Genomic DNA, 22054 nt, shown 5'->3' with positions numbered 1-22054 from the left:
GCAGCATGTCCAGGAAGTCCGGCAATAACTGAGAACTATGTATATATAAGGATAGTTTGTCGGGGGCCGTTCTGAAAGACGGCCATCACCTCCCTGAACCAAACACGCAACGTGCCGGCGTCCGGCTAAGACCCGTTTCCGGAATCCAGCAGGCTGGCGGGGAGAATCGATTTGTTTCCGAACTTCCGGCTGACCTCGTCCAGTGCCTGTTCTGCTGCCCGCCAGTTATCATCCCGGCGGTCAAAGCTCAGCTGGAGGGACGTGTGGGCGGCGTCTTCCAACTGCTCGGCCCGGATGCCAACAAGGCGCACGGTCATGGGCCGACTCCCCAACGATTCCAGGAGTTGAATTGCCACGGCATAAATCAGTTGGGCGCTGTCTACAGGTGCGTGGACAGTGCGGCTCCTGGTGATGGTGGAAAAATCGGCATACCGGAGTTTCAACGCCACCGTCCGCGCCACCATCCCCGAACTCCGCAGCCGTCCTGCCGTCCTGTGGGAAAGCCGCAGCAGCTCCCGTGCGATCAGGGCGTTGTCGCCGGTATCCACGGCGAAGGTCTCTTCAGCGCCGATGCTCTTCTCAGGCCGCACGGGGGTTACGGGCCGCGGATCGATCCCCCACGACAGGCGGTAGACGTGTTCACCGGTGGCCCCGAGCATTTTCTTCAGTGCGGACACCGGAGTGGCAGCCACGTCCGCCACCGTCCTGATGCCCATCCGGGCCAGGACGTCCGCGGTCTTGGCGCCGATGCCCCACAGCGCCCCGACGGGCAGGCTGTGGAGGTAGGGCACTGTCTCGTCGGGTCCGATCTGCAACAACCCGTCAGGCTTGCAACGCGTGGAAGCAATCTTGGCTACGAACTTACTGGCTGCGATGCCCACGGAGGCTGTAATGCCCAGTTCGGAAGCCACCCGGCGCCGGATCAGTTCACCTATTTCGCGCGGGGGCCCCAACCGCCGGATGGCGCCACCGACGTCCAGGAAAGCTTCGTCGACGCTCAGCGGCTCCACCAGATCGGTGATGGACGCGAAGATTTCCATCAGCCGGGCGGAAACGTCGTAGTACAGCTTGTGGCGCGGTTCAATGATGACGGCTTTGGGGCACATCCTTGCTGCGACCACCATGGGCATGGCGGACTTCACTCCGAAGGCCCGGGCTTCATACGACGCCGAGAGTACTACCGAGCGGTCCGCAGGGAAGCCAACGATCACGGGTTTGCCGCGGAGTTCCGGCCGGGTGCGAAGCTCCACTGCGACGAAGAATGCGTCCATATCCACGTGCATGATGCAGTTGCGCCGGAGCTCACGAAGACCCGCTTCGGTGTACTGGTTGTTCCGCTCAGGTCCCACACCGGCAATTGTATCGGCTGGTACTGACTAAACTGGAGGCTGAATCCGGCATCAACACCAGGAGGACAGTCCCCGTGACCGTCATGAAAAGTCTTAAGCCAATAGGATTAGCGGCACTGGCCGCGGGCGCCCTTCTGGCTCTCGCTGCCTGCAGCCCCGCGGAGCCCGGAGCGGCATCATCCTCCTCAGTTACATCCTCGCCAGCGACTGGCAGCGCCAGCGTAACCGCGTCCGCGAGCCCGACGGCGTCGCCGGGAACTTCCGCCACCGTGGGGACAATCGTCGCGGGATTCCCGGAAACCCTGCTCCCACTGATGCCCGGCGCCACGGTGATTTCGAGCAGCTTTGATAAGACATCAACGCCCGCCACGGCGGCCCTCGTGGCCAGCATCAACGCCCCGACCGCCACCGTCGTGGAGTTCTACACAAAGCACCTCGAAGCACAGGGATTCAAAGCCGTCCCCGGCGACGCTGTGGGCGCTGTCGCTTCCAAAGACTTCGTCCGGAACGATTCCGAGACGGTCAACATCGCCGCCGTCGAAGCGGCCGGCCTTTCTACTTTCACCATCGGCGCGAACGTGGCTGCTGAGTCCGCCAAGTGAGCGTTTCGGAGCAGTTAAGGATTGAGCAGACTGCATTCGTCGCCGCTGTTGCCGGTGAGCTCACAGACTTCCTCACCACGCGGCAATCGCTCATGGCTGCCATTTCACCCGATATCGATCCCATCATGGGTTCCATTTCCAACCTGGTGACGGGCGGCAAGAGGCTCCGCGCCCTGATGTGTTACTGGGGGTGGCGCGGCGCGGGCGGCGATCCGGCGGCCGAGGAAATCGTGACGGCGGGATCGGCCTTGGAACTTTTCCAGGCAGCTGCCCTGATCCATGACGACATCATTGACCGCTCGGACACGCGGCGTGGCGGGCCCAGCGTGCATCGCCGCTTCAGCCAGCTGCACCACGCGCAAGGCTGGGCCCTGGACAGCGAGCGGTTTGGGCAGGCAGCCGCGATCCTCACCGGGGATCTATGCCTCTCCTTCAGCGAGGAGGCCTTCACGGACATCGGCGAACAGGCGGCTGCAGGCAGTAGGGCGCGTCTGATCTTCAACCTCATGCGTGCCGAGGTTATGGCGGGTCAGTATCTTGACATCCTGGAGGAAGTGGCAGGTCCCGTCCGGGACCGGGCCGGAGCGGTGACGAGGGCACAGTCCATCATCAGGTTCAAGTCCGCCAAATACTCCACTGAGCACCCGCTGGCGCTTGGCGGCGCCTTGGCGGGCGCTCCGGACGACCTGCTCCGGGGCTACTCGGCCTTCGCGCTGCCGCTGGGCGAGGCGTTCCAACTGCGCGACGACGTCCTGGGGGTCTTCGGGGACCCTGTCACTACGGGCAAGCCGGCAGGCGACGATCTTCGCGAAGGTAAGCGGACAGTGCTCATTGCCCTCGCGCTGGGCCAGGCGTCAACGGCAGAATCGGAATTTATCGACGCCAAGCTGGGCAGCCCGGACCTGGGCGACGCTGACGTGTCCGAGATCCGGCGGATCATCGAAGAGTCGGGTGCGCTTCAGGCGACGGAAGTGCTGATCAACGAATTCGGCGCGGCGGCCTATAACGCGCTGGAACAGCTGCCGCTGGACGAACTGCCCAAGACCGCCTTGCGGAAGCTGGCGGAAGCCACGGTCAGCCGCGCGTCCTGACATTCGTACTGGTCTTTGCAGCAGCTGCAGGCCCGGCGTTGACCGGGCTCCTTATGTTGTTTACCAGGCCAGAGTTTGGGCCCGGCGCCTGATTTCCGTCTTGCGGCCTTCCCGCAAGGCATCAATTGGCCGGCCCCGGAGCGACTCGTCGGGGGTAAACAGCCAGACGATCAGGTCCTCGTCGGAGTAGCCGGCGTCCGCCAGGACCACAATGGTCCCCTTGAGGCTGTCAACAACCTGGCCGTCCAGGATAAACGCGGCTGGAACTGACCGTATTCGCCGTTCCCCGACCCGCAGGGCCGCCAGGGCGCGTTCATCAATAAGGCCATGGACTCTCGTAATCGAAACGTCCAACATCTGCGCGACATCCGGCAGGGGCAGCCACTCGCCCACAAGGCTTTCTACGTTACTCACGGATCAAGGTTGCCACGGCCGGACCCCTGCCGCCTAGTCGGCATTGGCTGCCATTGCCACGAATTATCCAACACTCCACAAAACTCTTTATGCCGCCGGGGTCGGAATTCTTGTGCTACGGGACATTTCATGAGAGATTCACATAGATCACATTTGTAACAGCAATAACTTAAGTAACATTAGTATCAATAGTCACATTGCATCTCCCGCCCACGGCAGTTGAAGAAGAGGATTCTTTCCATGACGACGTCCCGTTCGCCAAAACAACCCCCGAGGCAGAGCCTGCCCATGATTGCTGTCACCACGGCGGCACTCCCTGCGGTTGTCTTGTCGTCGTTGGCCCTCGCCCAGCCTGCTGCGGCAGAGGCACCTGCCCGCGCAATCCCGGCAACCCTTGCCGCCGCGATGAAGGCCCAAGCGGCTGAAACGAAAGTCGGCCTGATCCCGGCGGCTTCTGTCTCCACTACCATTCCGGCTGCCTTCCAGCCCATGCAGCCTGCGGCGCCCGCGGAATACACCATCGCCCGCGGCGACACCATCAGCGGAATTGCCGGCAAATTCGGACTGGACACGTACGAAGTCCTCAAGCTCAACAACCTCCAGACGAACACCATCATTTACCCCGGCCAGAAGATCAAGCTGTCCGGCTCGGGTTCCCCCGCTGCGCCTGCTCCGGCGCCGGCGGCCCCCACCGCGGCCGCTCCGGCCAATGCCGGAGGCAGCTACACGGTAAAGTCCGGCGACACGCTCGGCGCCATCGCGGCCCAGCACAACGTCAGTCTGTCCGATGTTTTCAGCTGGAACGGACTGAACATGCGCTCCATCATCTACCCTGGCCAGAAGATCAACGTGGGCGCGGGTGCTGCTGCAGCACCGGCTGCAGCCGTCCAGCCTACTTCCGCTCCCGCAGCGCCGGCTCCCGTAGCGCCGGCTCCCGCACCGGCTCCCGGCGGTTCATACACGATCAAGGCCGGCGACACCCTGTCAGCGATCGCCTCCCGGCACGGCGTCAAGCTCGCGGACATCCTGGCGGCCAACAAGCTGAGCATGACTACTGTCATCTACCCCGGCAACAAGCTGGTCATTCCGGGCGCCTCCATCCAGCCCGCTTCCTCCACCCCGGCCGCCCCCGCGGCGCCCGCCGCTCCACTGATAGCGAGCTCCTTCCTGGGCTTCACCTACCCCGCGGCCGTTGTGAGCTCCGCCAACGAAAACAAGGCCTTGCTGAACGCCGCTCCCGTACCGTCCCGGGCTGAGATGCGCACAATTGTGGCCGATACAGCCCGCCAGTTGGGGGTGGACCCCACCCTGGCTCTGGCCTTCGCACAGCAGGAGTCCGGCTTTGACCAGCGGGCGGTGTCACCGGCCAACGCGATCGGCACCATGCAGGTCATCCCGTCCTCCGGGCAGTGGGCGTCAGACCTCGTAGGGCGGAAGCTCAACCTGCTGGATCCCTACGACAACGCAACGGCCGGCGTGGCGATCATCAAGCGGCTTATTTCCACCAGCAAGGACGAGGACACAGCGATAGCGGGGTACTACCAGGGCCAGTACTCGGTCAGCAAATACGGTATGTACGACGACACCAAGGCCTACGTAGCTGCGATCAAGGCGCACCAAAAGGACTTCGGCTAAATCCCCGCATAAAAGTGCCCCGCGTGCTTGCTGAAGCCAGCCCGGGGATAACGATAAGGGTCCGGACCGCACGTCGGTTCGGACCCTTTTCCATGCAGGATTAGTATCGTAGGGTGCAGGAACAAGTGTCAGACCGTCTCGTTGGAACGCTGGTGGACAACCGCTACGCCGTCCGCTCTAAACTCGCGCGCGGCGGCATGTCGACCGTGTATCTGGCAACGGACCTTCGGCTGGAACGCGATGTTGCCCTGAAGGTCCTCCATCCCCACCTCGCCACCGACGAGACGTTCCTGGACCGGCTGGGCCGCGAGGCTAAAGCCGCCGCGAAGCTGTCCCACGCCCACGTTGTGGGAGTGCTGGACCAGGGCAACGACGGCCAGACCGCTTATCTGGTCATGGAACACATCAAGGGCCACACCCTCCGGGACGTCATCAGATCCAAAGGTGCGCTTCCTCCCCGGCTGGCCCTTGCCCTGATTGATCCGGTAGTGCAGGGCCTCGGCGCGGCCCACGCGGCGGGGCTGATCCACCGGGATGTGAAACCGGAGAACGTCCTGATTGCCGACGACGGCCGGATTAAGATCGGCGACTTTGGACTGGCCCGTGCGGTAACGACGTCCACGAGCACCGGGACACTCATCGGTACCGTGGGTTACCTCTCCCCCGAGCTTGTGCTCGGAAAACAGGCTGACACCCGGAGTGATATCTACTCGGTGGGCATCATGCTCTATGAGATGCTGACCGGCCAGCAGCCGTACGACGGCGAGGTCCCCATCCAGGTTGCGTACAAGCACGTGAATGAAACGGTCGGTCCTCCCTCGGCCTTGGTGCCCGGCCTCGCCGCCGAGGTGGATGAACTCGTCCAGTGGTGCACCGCAAACGATCCAGAGAACCGCCCCGTCGACGGCAACGCCCTGCTGCAGGAACTCCGCCACATCCGGACCAACCTCACGGATGCCGAACTGGACCTCAGGCCGCCTGCCGCGACCCAAGAAAGCCAGCAGAACCAGACCGAGATCATCGCCCGCACCAACAACCCCACCGCCGTAATGTCGTCCTTCTCCCGGCCCCAGCCACAGCACCCACCGCACGCTCCGCATGCCCTGTATCCGCCCGACGCCGACTTCCGGCCAGGCGAACAGTACCGGCCGGAAGCGCACTACAGGCCAGATGCTCAAGACGCCGTCCCGGCAGCGATCCCCATCAGCAAACGCGCCCGGCGCAGGCTCGACAGGGAGGAAGAGAAGGCAAGGGCGCGGGCTGCGGCCACCCCGGTCCGGAGCCTCCGGGAGGGCAACCCGCGGCGCCGCGGCGTCCTCTGGGTGGTGGTCCTGGTCATCATCGCGTTGCTTGCCACCGGAGCCGGCTGGTTCTTCGGCATGGGTCCAGGGTCCCCGGGCACCATTCCGGCGCTCGCCAACAAGTCGGTGGCACAGGCGCAGCAATTGCTGAGCGAGGCGGGGTTCCAGTCACGGACCAACGATGTCTTTGACGACGACGTTCCTTCCGGCCTTGTGGTGGGCTCCGACCCGACTGCCGGCGCGGAGACCCGGAAGTACCAGCCGGTGTCCTTGTTTGTTTCCAAGGGCCCGCAACTCTATGAACTCCCGAAGCTGACCGGCGGAACGCTTGACGAAGCGAAAAATGCACTGAACCAGGCCGACATGGCGCTCGGCACCGTCACTGAACAATTTGACGACGCCGTTGCCGCCGGCGTCGTGCTCTCCCAGGAGCCGGCCGCCGCGACTCCCGCGCGCCACGGCACCCCCGTCAATCTTCTGGTCTCCAAGGGGCCGCAGCCGATCCCGGTCCCGTCAGTCGTGGGACTGGCGAAGAACGCCGCCGTCGACACCATCGAAGCTGCCGGCCTCAAGGCCGATGTCGCGAAGGGCGAAGTCAACGATCCCAAGGTGCCCAAGGGCTCAGTTGCCGAGCAGTCGCCCGCGACCGGCACCCTGACCAAGGGCGGCGCAGTGACGCTGACCATTTCCGACGGACCAAAGCTGGTTGAAGTCCCCAGCTTCATCGGCAAACAAGCCAAAGAAGCCGAAGAAGCGCTGCGTGCGTTGGGCTTCGAGGTACGGGTAAACAATATCCTCGGCGGCTTCTTCGGCACGGTTCGTGATCAAGACCCGGTGAAGAAGAAGGTGCCTGAAGGCTCCGTCGTTACCCTCACCGTGGTGTAGCCGGCGGTCTGCCGGCCACACCACCGTGGAAGCCTGACTCCGCATCGGGCGGTCAGTGCTTAGCCAGTGCTCCGGCCACCAGGAACGCCATTTCAAGGGACTGCATGTGGTTCAGTCGCGGATCGCAGACCGACTCGTACTTGTCGAGGAACGATTCCTGGTCCACCGGATCGGCTCCGCCCAGGCATTCCGCGACGTCGTCACCGGTCATCTCCACATGGAGGCCACCGGGAACCGTGCCCAGGGCCTGGTGCACTTCGAAGAAGCCGCGTACTTCGTCAATGACGTCGTCGAAGTTGCGGGTCTTGTAGCCGTTCGGCGACGTAACCGTGTTGCCGTGCATCGGATCGGTGACCCAGAGAACCTTGGCGCCGGAGGCTGTGACCTTCTCCACAATGGCAGGAAGCTTCTCGCGTATATTGCCCGCTCCCATGCGCGTGATGAACGTCAGCCTGCCCGGCTCCCGCTCGGGGTCCAGCTTGTCGATGAGGCGGAGGGCGTCGTCGCCGGTTGTCGACGGGCCCAGCTTCACGCCAATGGGATTTCGAACGCGTGAGAGGAAGTCAACGTGCGCGTGGTCAAGTTCGCGCGTACGCTCCCCGATCCACAGGAAATGCGCCGAGGTGTCATACGGAAAACCGGTCCGCGAATCGATGCGGGTCAGTGCACGTTCGTAGTCCAGCAGCAGGGCCTCGTGGCTGGCGAAGAATTCCACCCGCTTGAGTGCTTCGAAATCAGCGCCGCAGGAGGCCATGAACTTGATGGCGCGGTCGATGTCTCGGGCGAGGGATTCGTAACGGGCGTGCGCCGGGTTTTCGGTAAAACCCTTGTTCCACTGGTGCACGGAGCGCAGATCCGCGAAGCCGCCCTGCGTGAAGGCCCTGATGAGGTTCAGCGTGGAGGCGGACGTATGGTAGGCCTTGAGCATCCGGGCGGCGTCATGGCCACGGGACTCGGGAGTGAACTCGTAGCCGTTGACGATGTCGCCTCGGTACGCCGGCAGGGTCACGCCGTCGCGGGTCTCATCGTTGGACGAGCGGGGCTTGGCGAACTGGCCGGCCATCCGGCCCATCTTGATGACCGGCATCGCTGCGCCGTAAGTAAGCACCACTGCCATCTGCAGGATGGTCTTAACGCGGGCGCTGATCTTATCCGCCGTTGCCGCTTCAAAGGTCTCAGCACAGTCGCCACCTTGCAGCAGGAAGGCTTTGCCCTCCGCGGCTGCTGCCAGCCGTTCACGGAGAACGTCCACTTCGCCGGCGAAAACCAGCGGCGGCAGCACGGAAAGTTCCCCGACCGATGCGTCGAAAACGTCCTTGTCCTGCCAGCTGGGCTGCTGGGAAACGGGAAGGTCACGCCACACATCCAGTCCGGGATAGTTGGCTGCTCCGCTCTGGGCGGTGCTGGACAGCGAAAAGACAGGTTTTGCAGATAGCTCAGTCACTATCTAAGACTAATGTGCGCGGCTGGCTTCAGGACACCTGTCCGTCACGCGTCCCGGGTGCGGCGTCACAGTCAGCCGGCTGCCGGGTCCTTGCCCTCGGTCTCAGTGCCCTCAGCACCGCCGTCAGATTCAGCCCGTTTCGCGGAGGGATCGCCAGCCTCGCCCGCCGCTGCTCCCGCAAGGCGGAGCTTAACCACGGCAGCGTACTCGTCCACGTACTCCTGGCCGGAGAGGCGCATCAGCTCGAACATGATCTCGTCGGTGACCTTGCGCTGGACCAGCCGGTCCTCCGCCTGGTCGGAGTGTTGGCTGAAATCCAGCGGGGCACCGAAAATCATGCCGATCCGCCGGATATTCGGCATCCGCTTGCCGATGGGCTGAACCTTGTCCGTGCCGATCATTGCCACGGGGATCACTGGCACACCAGCTTCCAGCGCCAGCTTGGCGACGCCCACTTTGCCCCGGTAGAGGCGTGCGTCGGGGCTGCGGGTGCCTTCAGGGTAGATGGCCAGCAGTCCCCCGCTTGTCAGGACATCCATGCCGGCGTTGAGCGATACGGCCGATGCCGCGCCGCCGGACCTGTCCATGGGCAACTGGTTGGTGAGCCTGAAGAAGAGGGCCGTCAGCCTGCCCTTGAGGCCCGTGCCGGTGAAGTACTCGGACTTGGCCAGGAAAACCACCGGCCTTCGAACCATCAGCGGCATGAAGATGGAATCGGAGAAAGACAGATGGTTCGAGGCGATAATGGCCGCCCCGTGCGCCGGAACATTGTCCAGGCCTTTGACCCAGGGACGGAAAAGAAGCCGTAGCACCGGCCCCAGGAAGATCCTCTTCATGACCCAATAGAACACGTGATGAACCTCTCCGGAAGCCGGCCGGCCAGCCCCTTCGTCGGGCCGGGCGGGCACTTCAATGCAACCCTACGCTAGTGAGATTTGTCCCGAACAATGACACGATGGTGTCATGACAGAAAGCAGCATCGCGCCCCGGCCTGCCGCTTTCAGCTACCCCGGCCACGGACCCAATGCCACCACCGGGATTGCCATCTGCCACGGCTTCACCGGCAGCCCCCTGAGCGTCCTGCCCTGGGCAGAGCACCTCGCCGCCCAGGGATTCGCGGTGTCGGTACCGCTTCTTCCCGGCCATGGGACAGATTGGCGTCAGCTTGCGCGCTCAAATTGGCGCGACTGGTACGGGACTTTCGAATCGGCGTACCTGGAACTGAGCGCCCGGACGGAGCAGTGTTTTGTGGCCGGCCTCTCGATGGGCGGCGCCATTGCGTTGCTGACGGCCGCCAGGCATCCTGCGGCTGGCGTCTCTCTGGTGAATCCTGGCCTTAGCTTTTATGACCGCCGCGTGCGTGTCATCGGAGTGCTCAAGTATTTCCAGCGCACTACCTTGCCCATCCAGGAGGAACAGCCGACGGCGGGAGTCACCAATAACGGCGATTATTCGCGGACGCCGTTGGCAGCCGTCCATGAGCTCAAGAAGCTTTTCGGCGCAGCCACGCGGGGGCTGCACCAGGTCAGCGCCCCGGTGCAGGTCTTCAAGTCCCAGTCGGACGTCGTCGTGCCGGCCACCTCGCTCCTGACGCTGCGGCAAGTTCTGGGCCCACGGCTGGTGGAAGTAGTGGACCTGCACAACAGCGGACATGTGGCCACGCTGGATGTTGATGCGCCAGAGATATTTGCCCGTTCCAGCTCCTTCTTCCTTGCCCATGCACCCGCCGCTGCCCCGCCAGCCCGAACCGCGGCCACACCTCACACCACCTCGGAGACCTCATGACCGGCGCACCGGACCACAGCCCTTTCAGCAGCACCTTCAACGGCGACGGAGCCCGCATCGGGGTGGTCCTCTCCCACGGATTTACGGGCAGTCCGCACGGGCTGCGCGCGTGGGCGCAGTCGTTCGCCGACGCCGGGTTCGCCGTACGCATGCCGCTGCTGCCCGGGCACGGCACCAGCTGGCAGGCCCTGGCGCGCACGCGGTGGCCGCAGTGGCACGGCGCACTGGACGACGCCTACCTGGAGCTTGACTCGCACTGCGACCACGTCTTTGTCGCCGGGCTGAGCATGGGCGGCGCCCTGGCCCTGAGAATCGCGGCCAGCCGGCCCGTGGCCGGGGTGATCTTGGTGAACCCCGGCCTCGTTATCGATGATCCCCGAGCGCCCTTGGCCGGCATCCTGAAACTGGTCCTGAAGAGTACTCCGGCCATCGCCAACGACATCCTGAAACCCGGGATGGACGAGGGCGCCTACCCCCGGACGCCCGTAGCTGCGGCCCATGAGCTGAACAAGATGTTCAAGGACACCATCCGGTTGCTCCCTCGCGTCACCGCGCCCGTCCGGGTCTTCCGCTCCACCGTGGACCACGTCGTATCGGACACGAGTGTGGCAGCGCTGCGCCGCGGCCTGGCAAACGCACCACTGACACTGACCACGCTGGAGAACAGCTACCACGTGGCAACGCTTGATAACGACGCTGAGGAGATTTTCCGAGGATCCGCCGACTTCGTCCGGGCGGTGGTTGCCGGCACGGCAGCAGCCCAGGTCCAGGAGGGTACCGCCCATGAATAGGCCCGACTCCGGCTCACAGGACCAAAGCGCAAACCAGGACGATGCAGTGTGGCTGGACCTGGTGGCCCGGCTCGAAGAAAAGCCCGGAGCCCCTTCCGGCACAGTCCCTGCGAGTGCCACCACCCCCGGCCCGATTGCCCCGGGCCCTGACGCCACTTGTAATGACACCAAAACTCCTGATTTAGCAGGCCCGGAAGCCGCGGCCGGGTCTGGCAGGTCCGCGACGTTCCGCGACTTTGATCCCCTGGGCCTGGCGGGCACAGCCCCTACCGAACTGTCCGCAGCCGAACGGCAGGCGGCAACGTCCGGCGCCGGTGACGGTGCGAAGGCCGGCGAAGGTACCGCTGGTTACGGCCAGGGTGCCAGCGAGGGCTTCGGCCAGCGTGACTATGCCGTGGAGGACGACGCGGGGGACTTCGTGCCGGAAGAACCGCCAAGCCTTGCCGGGACGGATCCCCTGACCATGCTGGCCTGGCTCGGCGCCATTGGTGCGCCCCTTGCCTTGCTCCTGTCCGCCATGTTCTGGCGGTCCGCTCCACTGCTGGCGATTGTGGGCATGGTGGCGGTGTTCATCCTCGCCGTTGTTTACCTGATCATGAAGCTGCCCCAGGAAAAAGACGAGAACGACGACGGCGCGCGCGTCTAAGAAGCGTCCGTCACCGCATGCGGCTGCTGACTCGGGACAGATCGGCCGCTCCGATGAGCCCTGCGTTTGGCCCGAGCGCTGCCAGCTCGATGCCGGCCGCCGGACGGAAGCCTCGGCCGGTGAGGTTCCGGGCGAAGGCTTTACGGGCGGGCTCCACCAGCAGGTCGCCCGCCGAGCAGAGTCCCCCGCCGATCACAAACAGTCCGGGATCCAACGATGCTGCCAGGTTCGCCAGTCCCAGGCCCAGCCATTCGCCCACTTCATCAAGGAGTTCGCGGCAGGCCGCGTCACCGGCGAGTGCCAGTTCGGTGACAATCGACCCGGTGATCTGCTCCGCGTCACCGCCGACGGTGGCCAGCAGTTCCTGGGCAACCGGCGAGTTGGCACGCGCCAGGATCCTCGCTTCCCGGCCGAGGGCGTTGCCCGAAGCGTACTGCTCCCAGCAGCCCCGGTTCCCGCACTCGCAACGCTGCCCGCCGGGCATGATGATCTGGTGGCCGAATTCGCCCGCTACACCAAACCGGCCGCGCTCCACCCGCCCGTCCATCACCATGGCGCCGCCGATACCGGTACCGAGGGTGATGCACACCAGCCGGTCCTCCCCCTGCCCTGCACCAAAGCGCCATTCCGCCCAGGCCGCGGCGTCGGCGTCGTTCGTCAGCAGCACAGGGCGTCGCAGGAGGCGCTCAAGGTTGGCACGCAACGGCTCGTTGCGCCAGGCGAGGTGCGGACTGAAAAGCACTGTTCCGCCCTCCAGATCCATCCAACCGGCCGCACCGATGCCCACCGACCAGACCCTGTGGCCTGCTCCCAATTCGTCCACGAGCTCGACGATGACCTGCTCCACAGCGCGCGGGTCGCTGCCTGGGGTGGACCGCCGGGCCTCGCTCAGAATCCTTCCGTCGGCGTCCACCACGCCGGCGGCGACCTTGGTGCCGCCGATATCGATGCCGATCGCCAGTCCCTTGCGCCCGAGACGCAGGTGCTCGCGGAACGTTTCCACCTGCCTGGGCCGGGCCCTCAATCCCAGCGGCCGCCGCCGCCAGGGGGCTGGACGTCGGAGCTGATCGGTGGGCTCGCCGGGGGGCATTGCGTACATAGTGCTTCATTCTAGGGCGCCCCGGGCGGGCCGCACCGGAGGCCGGGCCTGTGGCCTTCGCACTCCTCTTTGACTCCTATGTTACTGGCCAGTAGGTTTGTTTCTGCACGGCCAAGTTACAGGGCGTATTAGTCTTTAGGCATACCCTGTGCGGGTCTATGGATATCAAAGGAGCTATAGTGCGCGAATTCAGTGTTCCGCCCCTGGTTGTTGTCCCACCGGAAACCAACATCACCGATCTTGTGCTTCGGCAGGCAGCCAAGCCCAGCAACCCCGCACTCTTCTCGCGGCTGGACTCCGCAGGCGCCTGGCGGGACGTTTCGGCTACGGATTTCCTGGCGGACGTCCAAGCCCTTGCAAAGGGCCTGATGGCCAGTGGCGTGGGAGCCGGCGACCGGGTGGGCATCATGTCCCGCACACGCTACGAGTGGGCGCTCCTCGACTTCGCCATTTGGTTCGCCGGCGCCGTCTCGGTGCCCATCTATGAGACCTCATCGCCTTCGCAGGTTGCCTGGAACCTCGGTGACTCCGGGGCGGTTGCCGCATTCGGCGAGGCCGCCCACCATGAGGACATCATCCGGCAGGCGGCCACGTCCGAAGGCCTCACCGCCCTGCAGCACGTCTGGCAGCTCGAAGGCAGCGGACTGGACGCCGTCCGTGAGGCGGGCCAGGACGTCAGCGACGCCGACCTGGAGGCCCGCCGCTCAACGGCACAGCTCAGCGACGTGGCCACCCTCATCTACACCTCGGGCACCACCGGCCCGCCGAAGGGCTGCGAGCTGACCCACGGCAACTTCGTTGAACTGTCCGACAACGCCCTGGCGCTGCTTGGCGACGTGGTGAACGAGCAGGCCAAAACCATCATGTTCCTGCCGTTGGCCCATGTCTTTGCACGGTTCATTTCGGTCCTGGCAGTGGCCGCCGGCGCCACGGTGGCGCACACCCCGGACATCAAGAACCTGCTGGCCGACCTGCAGAGCTATCAGCCCACGTTCATCCTGGCCGTGCCGCGCGTCTTCGAGAAGGTCTACAACTCGGCCCTGACAAGGGCAGAGGACGGCGGCAAGGGTGCCATCTTCCACAAAGCCACGGAGACCGCCATCGCGTTCTCCAAAGCCCGCCAGGCCGGGCACGTTGGCCTGGGGCTGAAACTCAAGCACACGGTGTTCGACAAACTCGTCTACGGCAAGCTGCGCGCGGCCATGGGCGGCAACGTGGCCCATGCCGTCTCCGGCGGCGGCCCGCTCGGGGAACGGCTGGGTCACTTCTTCCAGGGCATCGGCCTGCAGATCCTTGAAGGGTATGGCCTTACCGAGACCACCGCCCCCATTTCGGTCAACACCCCCGCCCTGATCAAGATCGGTTCCGTCGGCAAGCCGCTGCCGGGCAACTCAGTCAAGATCGCCGAAGACGGCGAGATCCTGGCCAAGGGTGTCTGCGTGATGCGCGGCTACTACCAGCGCGAAGACCTCATGGCCGATACGTTTGCCGATGACTGGTTCCGCACCGGCGACATCGGAAGGCTCGACGAGAACGGCTTCCTGTGGATCACCGGCCGTAAGAAGGAAATCATAGTCACGGCAGGCGGCAAGAACGTGGTTCCGGCCCTGCTGGAGGATCAGATCCGGGCGGATGCGCTGGTCTCCCAGGTCCTGGTGGTGGGCGACAACCGGCCGTTCATCGGCGCCCTGGTGACTCTGGACCCGGAAGCTCTGCCGGGCTGGCTCCAGCGGCACGGGCTGCCCGCCACCACCACGCCTGACTTGGCGGTCGAGAGCCCGGTGGTCAAGGCCGCCGTGCAGGACCTCATCACGCAGGCCAACGCCTCGGTGTCGCAGGCGGAGGCCATCAAGTCATTCCGGATCGTCGCTTCGGACTTCACGGAAGCGTCAGGCCATCTGACACCGTCCATGAAGGTGAAGCGGGCGCAGGTGATGAAGGACTTCGAGTCGGTCATCGAGGAAATGTACGGCGCACCGCGCGTCTAAGCGGCACTGCAAAACGAGGGGCCCTCCCGGCGGAAGTGGAAACTTCCGCCGGGAGGGCCCCCTGCCTTTAAGCCTGGATTCCTTAGCCCTGCTCTACGGCCAGGAGGAGGTCCCCGCCCTGGACCTGCTCCACGGCGGAGATGGCGAGCCGCGCGACTTTGCCTGCCACCGGCGTCGTAATGGAGGCTTCCATCTTCATCGCTTCGATGGTGGCCACCGTGTCGCCGGCATTGACCGTGTCGCCGGCCTTGACGGTCACGGTGACGGCGCCGGCGAACGGCGCGGCAACGTGGCCGGGCTGGGCCGGGTCTGCCTTCTCGGCGGCTTTGACGTTGCTCACCACGGAGCGGTCACGGACCACAACGGGGCGGGACTGGCCGTTGAGCGTGCACATCACCGTGCGCATGCCCTTCTCGTCGGGCTCGGAAACGGCTTCCAGCGAGGCGATCAGCCGGACACCCTTCTCCAACTGGATCTCGTGCTCGGCGCCGCGCTGAAGGCCGTAAAGGTAATCGCGGGTGTCGAGGACGGAAATGTTGCCGTAGGTCTCCACGCTCTTGAGGTAATCCTTGGTGGGGCCCTCGAAGAGCAGGCGGTTCAGCGTGTTCTGGCGGGTCTTGGAATCACCCTGGAGCGCGGTGCTGTCCTCGGGGCTGAGGTCGGCATCGCGGACCTTGATGCTGCGGCCCTTGAGAGCCTTCGTACGGAAGGGCTCCGGCCATCCTCCCGGCGGGTCACCAAGTTCGCCGGACAGGAAGCCGATGACGGAGTCGGGGATGTCGTAGTTCTGCGGATTTTCGTTGAAGTCCGCCGGATCTGCGTTGAGGCCCACGAGGTGCAGGGCGAGGTCGCCCACCACCTTGGACGACGGCGTGACCTTCACCAGGCGGCCCAGGATCCGGTCCGCCGCGGTGTACATGTCCTCGATCGCTTCGAAGCGCTCCCCCAGACCCAGAGCCATGGCCTGCTGGCGAAGGTTGGAGAGCTGGCCACCCGGTATTTCGTGCTGGTAGACACGGCCGGTGGGGCCCGGAAGGCCTGACTCGAACGGCGCGTAGACGCGGCGCACGGCTTCCCAGTACGGCTCAAGGGAGCTGACTGCGTCAAGGCTCAAGCCGGTGTCCCGCGGGGTGTGCGCCAGCGCCGCCACGAGGGCGGAGGCGGACGGCTGGCTGGTGGTCCCGGCCAGCGAGGCGGAGGCAACGTCAACAGCATCGACGCCGGCGTCGACTGCCGCCAGCAGGGTAGCCAGCTGACCGCCGGCCGTGTCATGGGTGTGGAGGTGGACCGGGAGGTCGAAGCGTTCGCGCAGTGCGGCGACCAGTTTGGCGGCCGCTGCCGGGCGGAGCAGCCCGGCCATGTCCTTGATGGCAAGGATGTGCGCGCCGGCGTCCACAATCCGCTGGGCCAGTTCCAGGTAGTAGTCCAGCGTGTACAGCTTCTCGTCCGGGTTCAGCATGTCGCCGGTGTAGCACAGTGCTACTTCGGCTACAGCGGTGCCGGTGGCCCGGACAGCGCGGATGGCGGGTGCCATCTGGTTCACGTCGTTCAGGGCATCGAAGATGCGGAAAATGTCGATACCGGTGGCGGCGGCCTCGTTGACGAAAGCCACCGTAACCTCCTCCGGGTACGGTGTGTAGCCCACCGTGTTCCGGCCGCGCAGCAGCATCTGAAGGCAGACGTTGGGCAGCGCCTTCCGCAGGGCGGCCAGGCGGTCCCAGGGGTCCTCGCCGAGGAAGCGCAGCGCAACGTCATAGGTTGCGCCGCCCCAGGCCTCAACGGACAGGAGTTCCGGAAGGAGGGCCGTGACCGCGGGTCCGGCGGCCACGAGGTCCCGGGTACGTACGCGGGTGGCCAGCAGGGACTGGTGGGCGTCGCGGAAGGTGGTGTCGGTGACGGCCACGGCGGTCTGCTCACGCAGGGCCTTGGCGAATCCTTCGGGGCCTAGCTCCAGCAGGCGCTGGCGTGATCCGGGTGCGGCCTGCCGATCGCCAACGGCGGGGAGTTTGGCAGCCGGATCCGAGTGCACCTTCAGCTCGCCGTTGGGCTTGTTGACGGTGACTTCGGCCAGCCAGGTCAGGAGCTTGGTGCCGCGGTCGGCGGAGACCCGGGCCTGCAGCAGCTGGGGACGCTCGTCGATGAAGTTCGTGGCAACGTTTCCGGCAATGAAGTCGGCATCATCGAGGACGGCCTGGAGGAAGGAAATGTTGGTCGACACACCTCGGATGCGGAACTCTGCGAGGGCCCGGCGGGCGCGGGCCACGGCGGCAGGGTAGTCACGGCCGCGGCAGCTCAGCTTCACGAGCATTGAGTCAAAGTGGGGACTGATCTCGGCACCCGAGTAGACGGTGCCGCCGTCGAGCCTTACACCCGCACCGCCGGCGGAGCGGTAGCCGGTGATCTTCCCGACGTCGGGCCGGAACCCGTTGGCCGGGTCCTCGGTGGTGATGCGGCACTGCAGCGCTGCACCCTTGAGCTGGACCGTCTCCTGGGAGAGGCCGAGGTCCGCGAGCGTCTCGCCGGAGGCGATCCGAAGCTGTGCCTGCACCAGGTCAACGTCCGTCACTTCCTCAGTAACGGTGTGCTCCACCTGGATGCGGGGATTCATTTCGATGAAGACGTGCTGGCCGGCGCGTTCGCCGACGGTGTCCACCAGGAACTCCACGGTTCCGGCGTTGACGTAGTTCAGGGCCTTGGCGAACTTCACCGCGTCACGGTAAAGCGCCTGGCGGATGCCTTCGTCCAGGTTGGGTGCCGGGGCAATTTCGATGACCTTCTGGTGCCGGCGCTGGATGGAGCAGTCACGTTCGAAGAGGTGGATGACGTTGCCCTCGGCGTCGGCCAGGATCTGGACCTCGATGTGGCGCGGGCGGAGCACTGCCTGCTCGAGGAACATGGTGGGGTCACCGAAGGCGGCATCGGCCTCACGCATGGCGGCCTGCAGGGCCTCAGGAAGGCCCTCCCGGGTGTCAACGCGGCGCATGCCACGTCCCCCGCCGCCGGCGACGGCCTTCGCGAAGATGGGGAACCCGATCTCATCGGCCGCGGCGATCAGCTCATCCATGTCCTTGGAGGGTTCACTCGATTTCAAGACCGGCACACCGGCCTCACGGGCAGCCTTCAGTGCTGCAACCTTATTGCCCGCCAGCTCAAGCACCTCAGCCGGCGGGCCTACAAAGGTGATGCCCGCTTCCTCGGCCGCGCGGGCGAGGTCCGGGTTTTCCGAGAGGAAGCCGTAGCCGGGGTAGATCGCGTCGGCGCCGGATTCCTTGGCGACGCGTACCACTTCGGCAACATCGAGGTAGGCCCGGACGGGATGCCCCACTTCGCCGATCAGATATGCCTCATCGGCCTTCTGGCGGTGGATCGAGTTTCGGTCCTCATTGGGGAAGACAGCAACGGTCTTGGCGCCGAGCTCGTAGCTGGCACGGAAGGCCCGGATCGCGATTTCGCCGCGGTTGGCCACCAGAATCTTGGAAAACATAATTCTCCTGCATCTTTGCGGGTGTATCGGTAAGTGGTCACAGTGTCTAAGACCCGCGCTTAGAAATACAAATCACTGTGGCCACAGTGACAGAAACCTCCGTCATGTCCCGCGTACATCAACGGAGGCTGGCAGAACCTGCCACCCACACCATCGCCGTGCCATGCCGCGTCCCCATAAGGCGGGATTCACAGGCGCAGCCACATATGATGAGTAAGGCGGCTCAAGCCGCCGGCTTCGGCACTGCCGGAGCAAACATTACCCCCAACACGGCAGCCGGCGTTAGGTTTTGGTCTCACACGTGCAAGTAGTCAGCATCAGCAGCCTCAAGGGCGGAGTCGGGAAGACTTCCGTCACCACAGGATTGGCGTCTGCGGCGCTTGCCGCAGGAATCCCCACACTGGTGGTGGACCTCGATCCGCATGCGGACGCCACCACTGCGCTGGGCGTCCTGGCCGGCGATCAGCTGGACATCGGCAGGATGCTCAAGAGCCCCCGCCGCGCCAAACTGGCAGACAACGTCGCAGGCAGCTCCTGGACTGCACGGGCGCACGCCAACGTGTCCGGACCGGCCGTACTGGACGTCGCTGTGGGTTCGGCCTACACCGGCATCTACGACCGTCCCGACCTTGGCCGCCGCGACCTCCGCAGGCTTTCCGCAGTCCTGGCCGGCGCCGACCGCTACGAGCTGGTCCTCATAGACTGCCCGCCGTCGCTGAACGGGCTGACACGGATGGCCTGGTCCGCGAGTGACAAGGTGGCCTTGGTGGCCGAGCCCGGACTTTTCTCCGTGGCGGGAACGGAGCGGACCATGCGCGCCATCCAGCTGTTCAAGCAGGAATTTGCGCCGAACCTGTCCCCCGCCGGCATCGTGGCCAACCGCGTGCGCACGGGCTCCTCCGAACACACCTACCGGCTCGCGGAAATGGAATCGATGTTCGGTGACCTCCTGTTGAGCCCGCGCATCCCCGAACAGGCGAACTGGCAGCAGATCCAGGGCGCGGCCCACCCCGTGCACCACTGGCCCGGCGAATCCGCGAAGTCTTCAGCTGCACTGTTCGACGCGCTCCTTGCCAACATCCTGGCGACCGGAAGCGGCCTGCGGAACCGAACCCAGCGGTAACTCCGGTGGCTGCGGAATTTTTCAAGCTGAGCGGTACCAGTGGGAGTTAGGCGGCTGACTGTTCGGTGATTTCCTTTGGCTGGTTGATCCAGGCTGGTCCTGGGAGTGCGAGGATTTTGGGATCTGTTTTCTTGGTGAAGCGTTCGGGGTGTCTCGCGCGGGCTGCAGCGAGGGTTGCAGAGCGTTCCTTGGCCACGGTGGAGGCGTGGCCGTAATGGACATTGGCGGGCGTGTGGAAGCCGATGCCGGAGTGCTGGTGATGATGGTTATACCAGTCCACGAACCCGCTGATAAATGCGCCGGCATCGTGGACTGAGGCGAAGCGTTCGGGGAATTCCGGACCGTATTTCAGCGTCTTGAACAGCGCCTCGCTGTAGGGATTGTCATTGCTCACCCGGGGTCTGGAATGGGATCGGGTGACTTCCAGATCCGAGAGCAGCGCGGCGACGGTTTTGGATGTCATGGACGTTCCACGGTCCGCGTTAAACCGAATTCGGCTTAACGCGGATTATGCCGAGGAAAACGCTAAGCCGAGGAACTGTGTTGTGGGCCGTGCTACTCGGGGAATCGGGATTCTTTCTTCGGCTTAGCATTTTTGAGGTTACCGGAGCGTGTAGAGGATTTGTAGTCTTTCTTCGCTGAGCCATTCGGTGTCAGCGTGGCTGATTCCGGGGGTTGCGGCGTTCATGGCTTTCGTCATCATGTCCAGGGTGGCAAAGGCGTAGAAGGCCGAGGTGGTGCTCATGCTTTCGTGTCCGAGCAGTTGCATGATGATCGGCAGCGGAATCCCTTGCTTGTAGAGGTCCATGGCCTTGGTCTTGCGCAGCATGTGGCAATTTAGCTTGTCCGGAATTGACGGACAGGATCCCCGCGCGATTTCCCCGGCCTTCTTGAGGATCGCCGAGACACTGTCTTCCGAGAGCCTGGTAGGTTCCCCGAAATGGGTGCTGTTGAACAGCGGGCGCGTGGCCGGCAGGCTCGCCCGCCGGGAATGAAACTCCTCCAGATAGACCTGCAGGTGCTCGACCGTTTTATCGCCCAGGGGGACGACGCGGCTCTTGTTCCCTTTACCGGTCAGCGTCAGGTGCGCCGACCGTGCCAGCTGCAGGTCCCCGAGGGTCAGACCGGTGATTTCACTGACGCGTGCCGCGGACTCGTAGAGGAGTATCAGGAGCATGCGGTTGCGCCGCGACTTCACGCTTGCGCCGGTGAAGGCCGCAAGGATCGCCGCGGTTTCGTGCTGCTCCAAGTATTCGATGGGCTTCTTCGCCACGGCTGGGGCCTTGAGTGTCTTGGCCGCATCATGCAACGCCACCAACCGAAGGTCCTCTTGGGAGGCGTAGCGCAGGAACGCCCTGATCGCGGTCAGACGCAGACCCAGGGTTTTTGGCTGATAGTTTTTGCTCTCCCGCATCCAGATCAGCCAGCCCTTGAGGAAGCGTCGTTCGAAGTGGTCAAAGCCGATGTCCTCGTGCTGGATATGCTGCTCGGTGACGAGGTAGTCCACGAAGCACTCCAATGAGATCCGGTAGGCTTCGATGGTTTTTGGGGACAGGTCCCTGACTTTGGGCATGTATTCGTGCAAATAGTTACGCGCGTATCCCCAGAAGTTCGGGGTATCGCTGCTGGTGTCTCGTTTCATTCGAATCCCACCTCAGGCAGTATCTTCTGGCCTTCACGGACGATGTCGGCGTAGCCGCCCATGAAATCCGCGGATGTATGGATGTAGTAATAGGTGCTGTCTAGCGACGCGTGGCCCATGTACCGGGCCAGGTAGGGCAGCATGGCATTGACGTCAACGCCTTCGGCCATCCACCGCTCGATGTTGGCATAGGCATAGTGATGTCTCAGGTCATAGGGCCTCGGTTGCTTCCCTTCAAGGGGCCGCGGCAGCCGGGCCTGGTCCCAGATCCTGGTGAACATCACCCCAACGGATACCGGGTCTACCGGGTTGCCGGTGGAGGAAGCGAAGAATGCGGCTCGTTTTTTGCCCAGGGTCCGCTCCAACGCCCGATCGCATTCAGCCAGGATGCCAACGACCTGATCGGTGATCGGAAGCTGGCGGCTGCGGTTGCCCTTGGACCAGCGCACGTCGATGAACCTTTCATCAAGGTTCACATCGTTTACTGCCAGGCGGCGCACCTCGCAGGTGCGCAGCCCGCACGAATGCATGAGGGCGAAGAACGCGAGCCCCTGCCACTTCCATGGCGAGATGCTTTCCAACCGTGCCGCGGCATCGAAGAACCTGCTGACTTCTTCGTGCGAGAACAGATACGGCTGGATGCGGATGCGTTTGCTCTTCCACTGATCCGATAACACGTACGCATTCTCGTTGCCGTTGATGCGCTCCCAGCGCCCGAAGTCTCTGATGTATGACATCCACGACCGGCAGGAATTCGGCCGGCCCGAAAGCCTTG

17 protein-coding genes and 1 pseudogene are annotated in these 22054 nt (G+C 64.4%); 9 read left to right on the top strand and 9 right to left on the bottom strand.

Annotated elements, in window-relative coordinates:
- Positions 1-125: 125 nt before the first annotated feature.
- Positions 126-1283: a DNA polymerase IV gene (gene dinB / locus ACQCSV_RS08550; RefSeq protein ID WP_426939547.1), complete on the bottom strand. Its 1158-nt coding sequence runs from the start codon at positions 1281-1283 to the stop codon at positions 126-128.
- A gap of 149 nt (positions 1284-1432) precedes the next feature.
- On the opposite strand from dinB, the gene ACQCSV_RS08545 reads away from it, so the two are divergent.
- Both ACQCSV_RS08545 and ACQCSV_RS08540 read left to right on the top strand, forming a co-directional pair.
- Positions 1433-1951, top strand: coding sequence for a hypothetical protein (locus tag ACQCSV_RS08545; protein WP_426939546.1), 519 nt, complete (start codon positions 1433-1435; stop codon positions 1949-1951).
- Entirely contained in the window at positions 1948-3042 is a 1095-nt protein-coding gene (locus ACQCSV_RS08540; RefSeq protein WP_354154374.1) for a polyprenyl synthetase family protein, read from the top strand. Before ACQCSV_RS08545 ends, ACQCSV_RS08540 begins: the two co-directional genes overlap by 4 nt.
- A gap of 60 nt (positions 3043-3102) precedes the next feature.
- Here the strand turns inward: ACQCSV_RS08540 and ACQCSV_RS08535 are convergent, their stop codons facing one another.
- Complete coding sequence (locus ACQCSV_RS08535; RefSeq protein WP_185263214.1) at positions 3103-3456, bottom strand: Rv2175c family DNA-binding protein; 354 nt, start codon at positions 3454-3456, stop codon at positions 3103-3105.
- 240 nt (positions 3457-3696) lie between these two features.
- On the opposite strand from ACQCSV_RS08535, the gene ACQCSV_RS08530 reads away from it, so the two are divergent.
- Both ACQCSV_RS08530 and pknB read left to right on the top strand, forming a co-directional pair.
- Positions 3697-5091, top strand: coding sequence for a LysM peptidoglycan-binding domain-containing protein (locus ACQCSV_RS08530; RefSeq protein WP_354154375.1), 1395 nt, complete (start codon positions 3697-3699; stop codon positions 5089-5091).
- Positions 5092-5204: 113 nt separating this feature from the next.
- Entirely contained in the window at positions 5205-7277 is a 2073-nt protein-coding gene (gene pknB / locus ACQCSV_RS08525) for a Stk1 family PASTA domain-containing Ser/Thr kinase (RefSeq protein ID WP_426939468.1), read from the top strand.
- A gap of 52 nt (positions 7278-7329) precedes the next feature.
- On the opposite strand, the gene ACQCSV_RS08520 is transcribed toward pknB, so the two are convergent.
- Positions 7330-8721 carry a class II 3-deoxy-7-phosphoheptulonate synthase gene (locus ACQCSV_RS08520; protein ID WP_426939467.1) on the bottom strand — a complete coding sequence of 464 codons (1392 nt, stop codon included), beginning with the start codon at positions 8719-8721 and terminating at the stop codon, positions 7330-7332.
- A 71-nt stretch (positions 8722-8792) separates the two neighbouring features.
- Complete coding sequence (locus tag ACQCSV_RS08515) at positions 8793-9572, bottom strand: lysophospholipid acyltransferase family protein (protein ID WP_354154377.1); 780 nt, start codon at positions 9570-9572, stop codon at positions 8793-8795.
- Between the two features lie 112 nt (positions 9573-9684).
- Here ACQCSV_RS08515 and ACQCSV_RS08510 point away from each other — a divergent pair, with 112 nt between their 5' ends.
- From ACQCSV_RS08510 to ACQCSV_RS08500, 3 genes are read left to right on the top strand one after another with little or no spacing between them, the layout of a single operon-like run.
- The gene (locus ACQCSV_RS08510; protein ID WP_426939466.1) at positions 9685-10506 is read left to right on the top strand and encodes an alpha/beta hydrolase; all 822 of its coding nucleotides are present in this window, start codon (positions 9685-9687) and stop codon (positions 10504-10506) included.
- A complete protein-coding gene (locus tag ACQCSV_RS08505; protein ID WP_354154379.1) occupies positions 10503-11297 on the top strand; it encodes an alpha/beta fold hydrolase in 795 nt (264 codons plus the stop codon). Before ACQCSV_RS08510 ends, ACQCSV_RS08505 begins: the two co-directional genes overlap by 4 nt.
- Positions 11290-11943, top strand: a complete 654-nt coding sequence (locus ACQCSV_RS08500) for a hypothetical protein (RefSeq protein ID WP_354154380.1) — start codon at positions 11290-11292, stop codon at positions 11941-11943. The genes ACQCSV_RS08505 and ACQCSV_RS08500 overlap by 8 nt, the downstream gene beginning before the upstream one ends.
- A 10-nt stretch (positions 11944-11953) precedes the next feature.
- On the opposite strand, the gene ACQCSV_RS08495 is transcribed toward ACQCSV_RS08500, so the two are convergent.
- On the bottom strand, positions 11954-13042 hold the full coding sequence (locus tag ACQCSV_RS08495) for an ROK family glucokinase (RefSeq protein ID WP_354154381.1): 1089 nt from the start codon (positions 13040-13042) through the stop codon (positions 11954-11956).
- Between the two features lie 179 nt (positions 13043-13221).
- On the opposite strand from ACQCSV_RS08495, the gene ACQCSV_RS08490 reads away from it, so the two are divergent.
- Positions 13222-15030 (top strand): AMP-dependent synthetase/ligase, encoded by a 1809-nt coding sequence (locus ACQCSV_RS08490; RefSeq protein WP_354154382.1) that lies wholly within the window; start codon positions 13222-13224, stop codon positions 15028-15030.
- 82 nt (positions 15031-15112) lie between these two features.
- Here ACQCSV_RS08490 and ACQCSV_RS08485 read toward each other — a convergent pair whose 3' ends face one another.
- Positions 15113-18514, bottom strand: a complete 3402-nt coding sequence (locus tag ACQCSV_RS08485; RefSeq protein WP_354154383.1) for a pyruvate carboxylase — start codon at positions 18512-18514, stop codon at positions 15113-15115.
- 301 nt (positions 18515-18815) lie between these two features.
- Between ACQCSV_RS08485 and ACQCSV_RS08480 the strand changes: the two genes are divergently transcribed.
- Entirely contained in the window at positions 18816-19637 is an 822-nt protein-coding gene (locus tag ACQCSV_RS08480; RefSeq protein WP_354154384.1) for a ParA family protein, read from the top strand.
- Between the two features lie 46 nt (positions 19638-19683).
- Here ACQCSV_RS08480 and ACQCSV_RS08475 read toward each other — a convergent pair.
- From ACQCSV_RS08475 to ACQCSV_RS08465, 3 genes and pseudogenes are all read right to left on the bottom strand, one after another.
- Positions 19684-20121: pseudogene (locus ACQCSV_RS08475) on the bottom strand (transposase); the annotation flags it as partial.
- 117 nt (positions 20122-20238) lie between these two features.
- Positions 20239-21279 (bottom strand): tyrosine-type recombinase/integrase, encoded by a 1041-nt coding sequence (locus tag ACQCSV_RS08470; RefSeq protein WP_426938915.1) that lies wholly within the window; start codon positions 21277-21279, stop codon positions 20239-20241.
- On the bottom strand, positions 21276-22016 hold the full coding sequence (locus ACQCSV_RS08465; protein ID WP_426938916.1) for a tyrosine-type recombinase/integrase: 741 nt from the start codon (positions 22014-22016) through the stop codon (positions 21276-21278). Before ACQCSV_RS08465 ends, ACQCSV_RS08470 begins: the two co-directional genes overlap by 4 nt.
- Positions 22017-22054: the final 38 nt, after the last annotated feature.

It is taken from the genome of Pseudarthrobacter sp. S3, assembly GCF_050156905.1.
In the GTDB taxonomy this organism is placed as follows: Bacteria; Actinomycetota; Actinomycetes; order Actinomycetales; family Micrococcaceae; genus Arthrobacter.
Note: the sequence above shows the minus strand (reverse complement) of the source record. Positions and strands in the feature narration are given on the sequence as shown.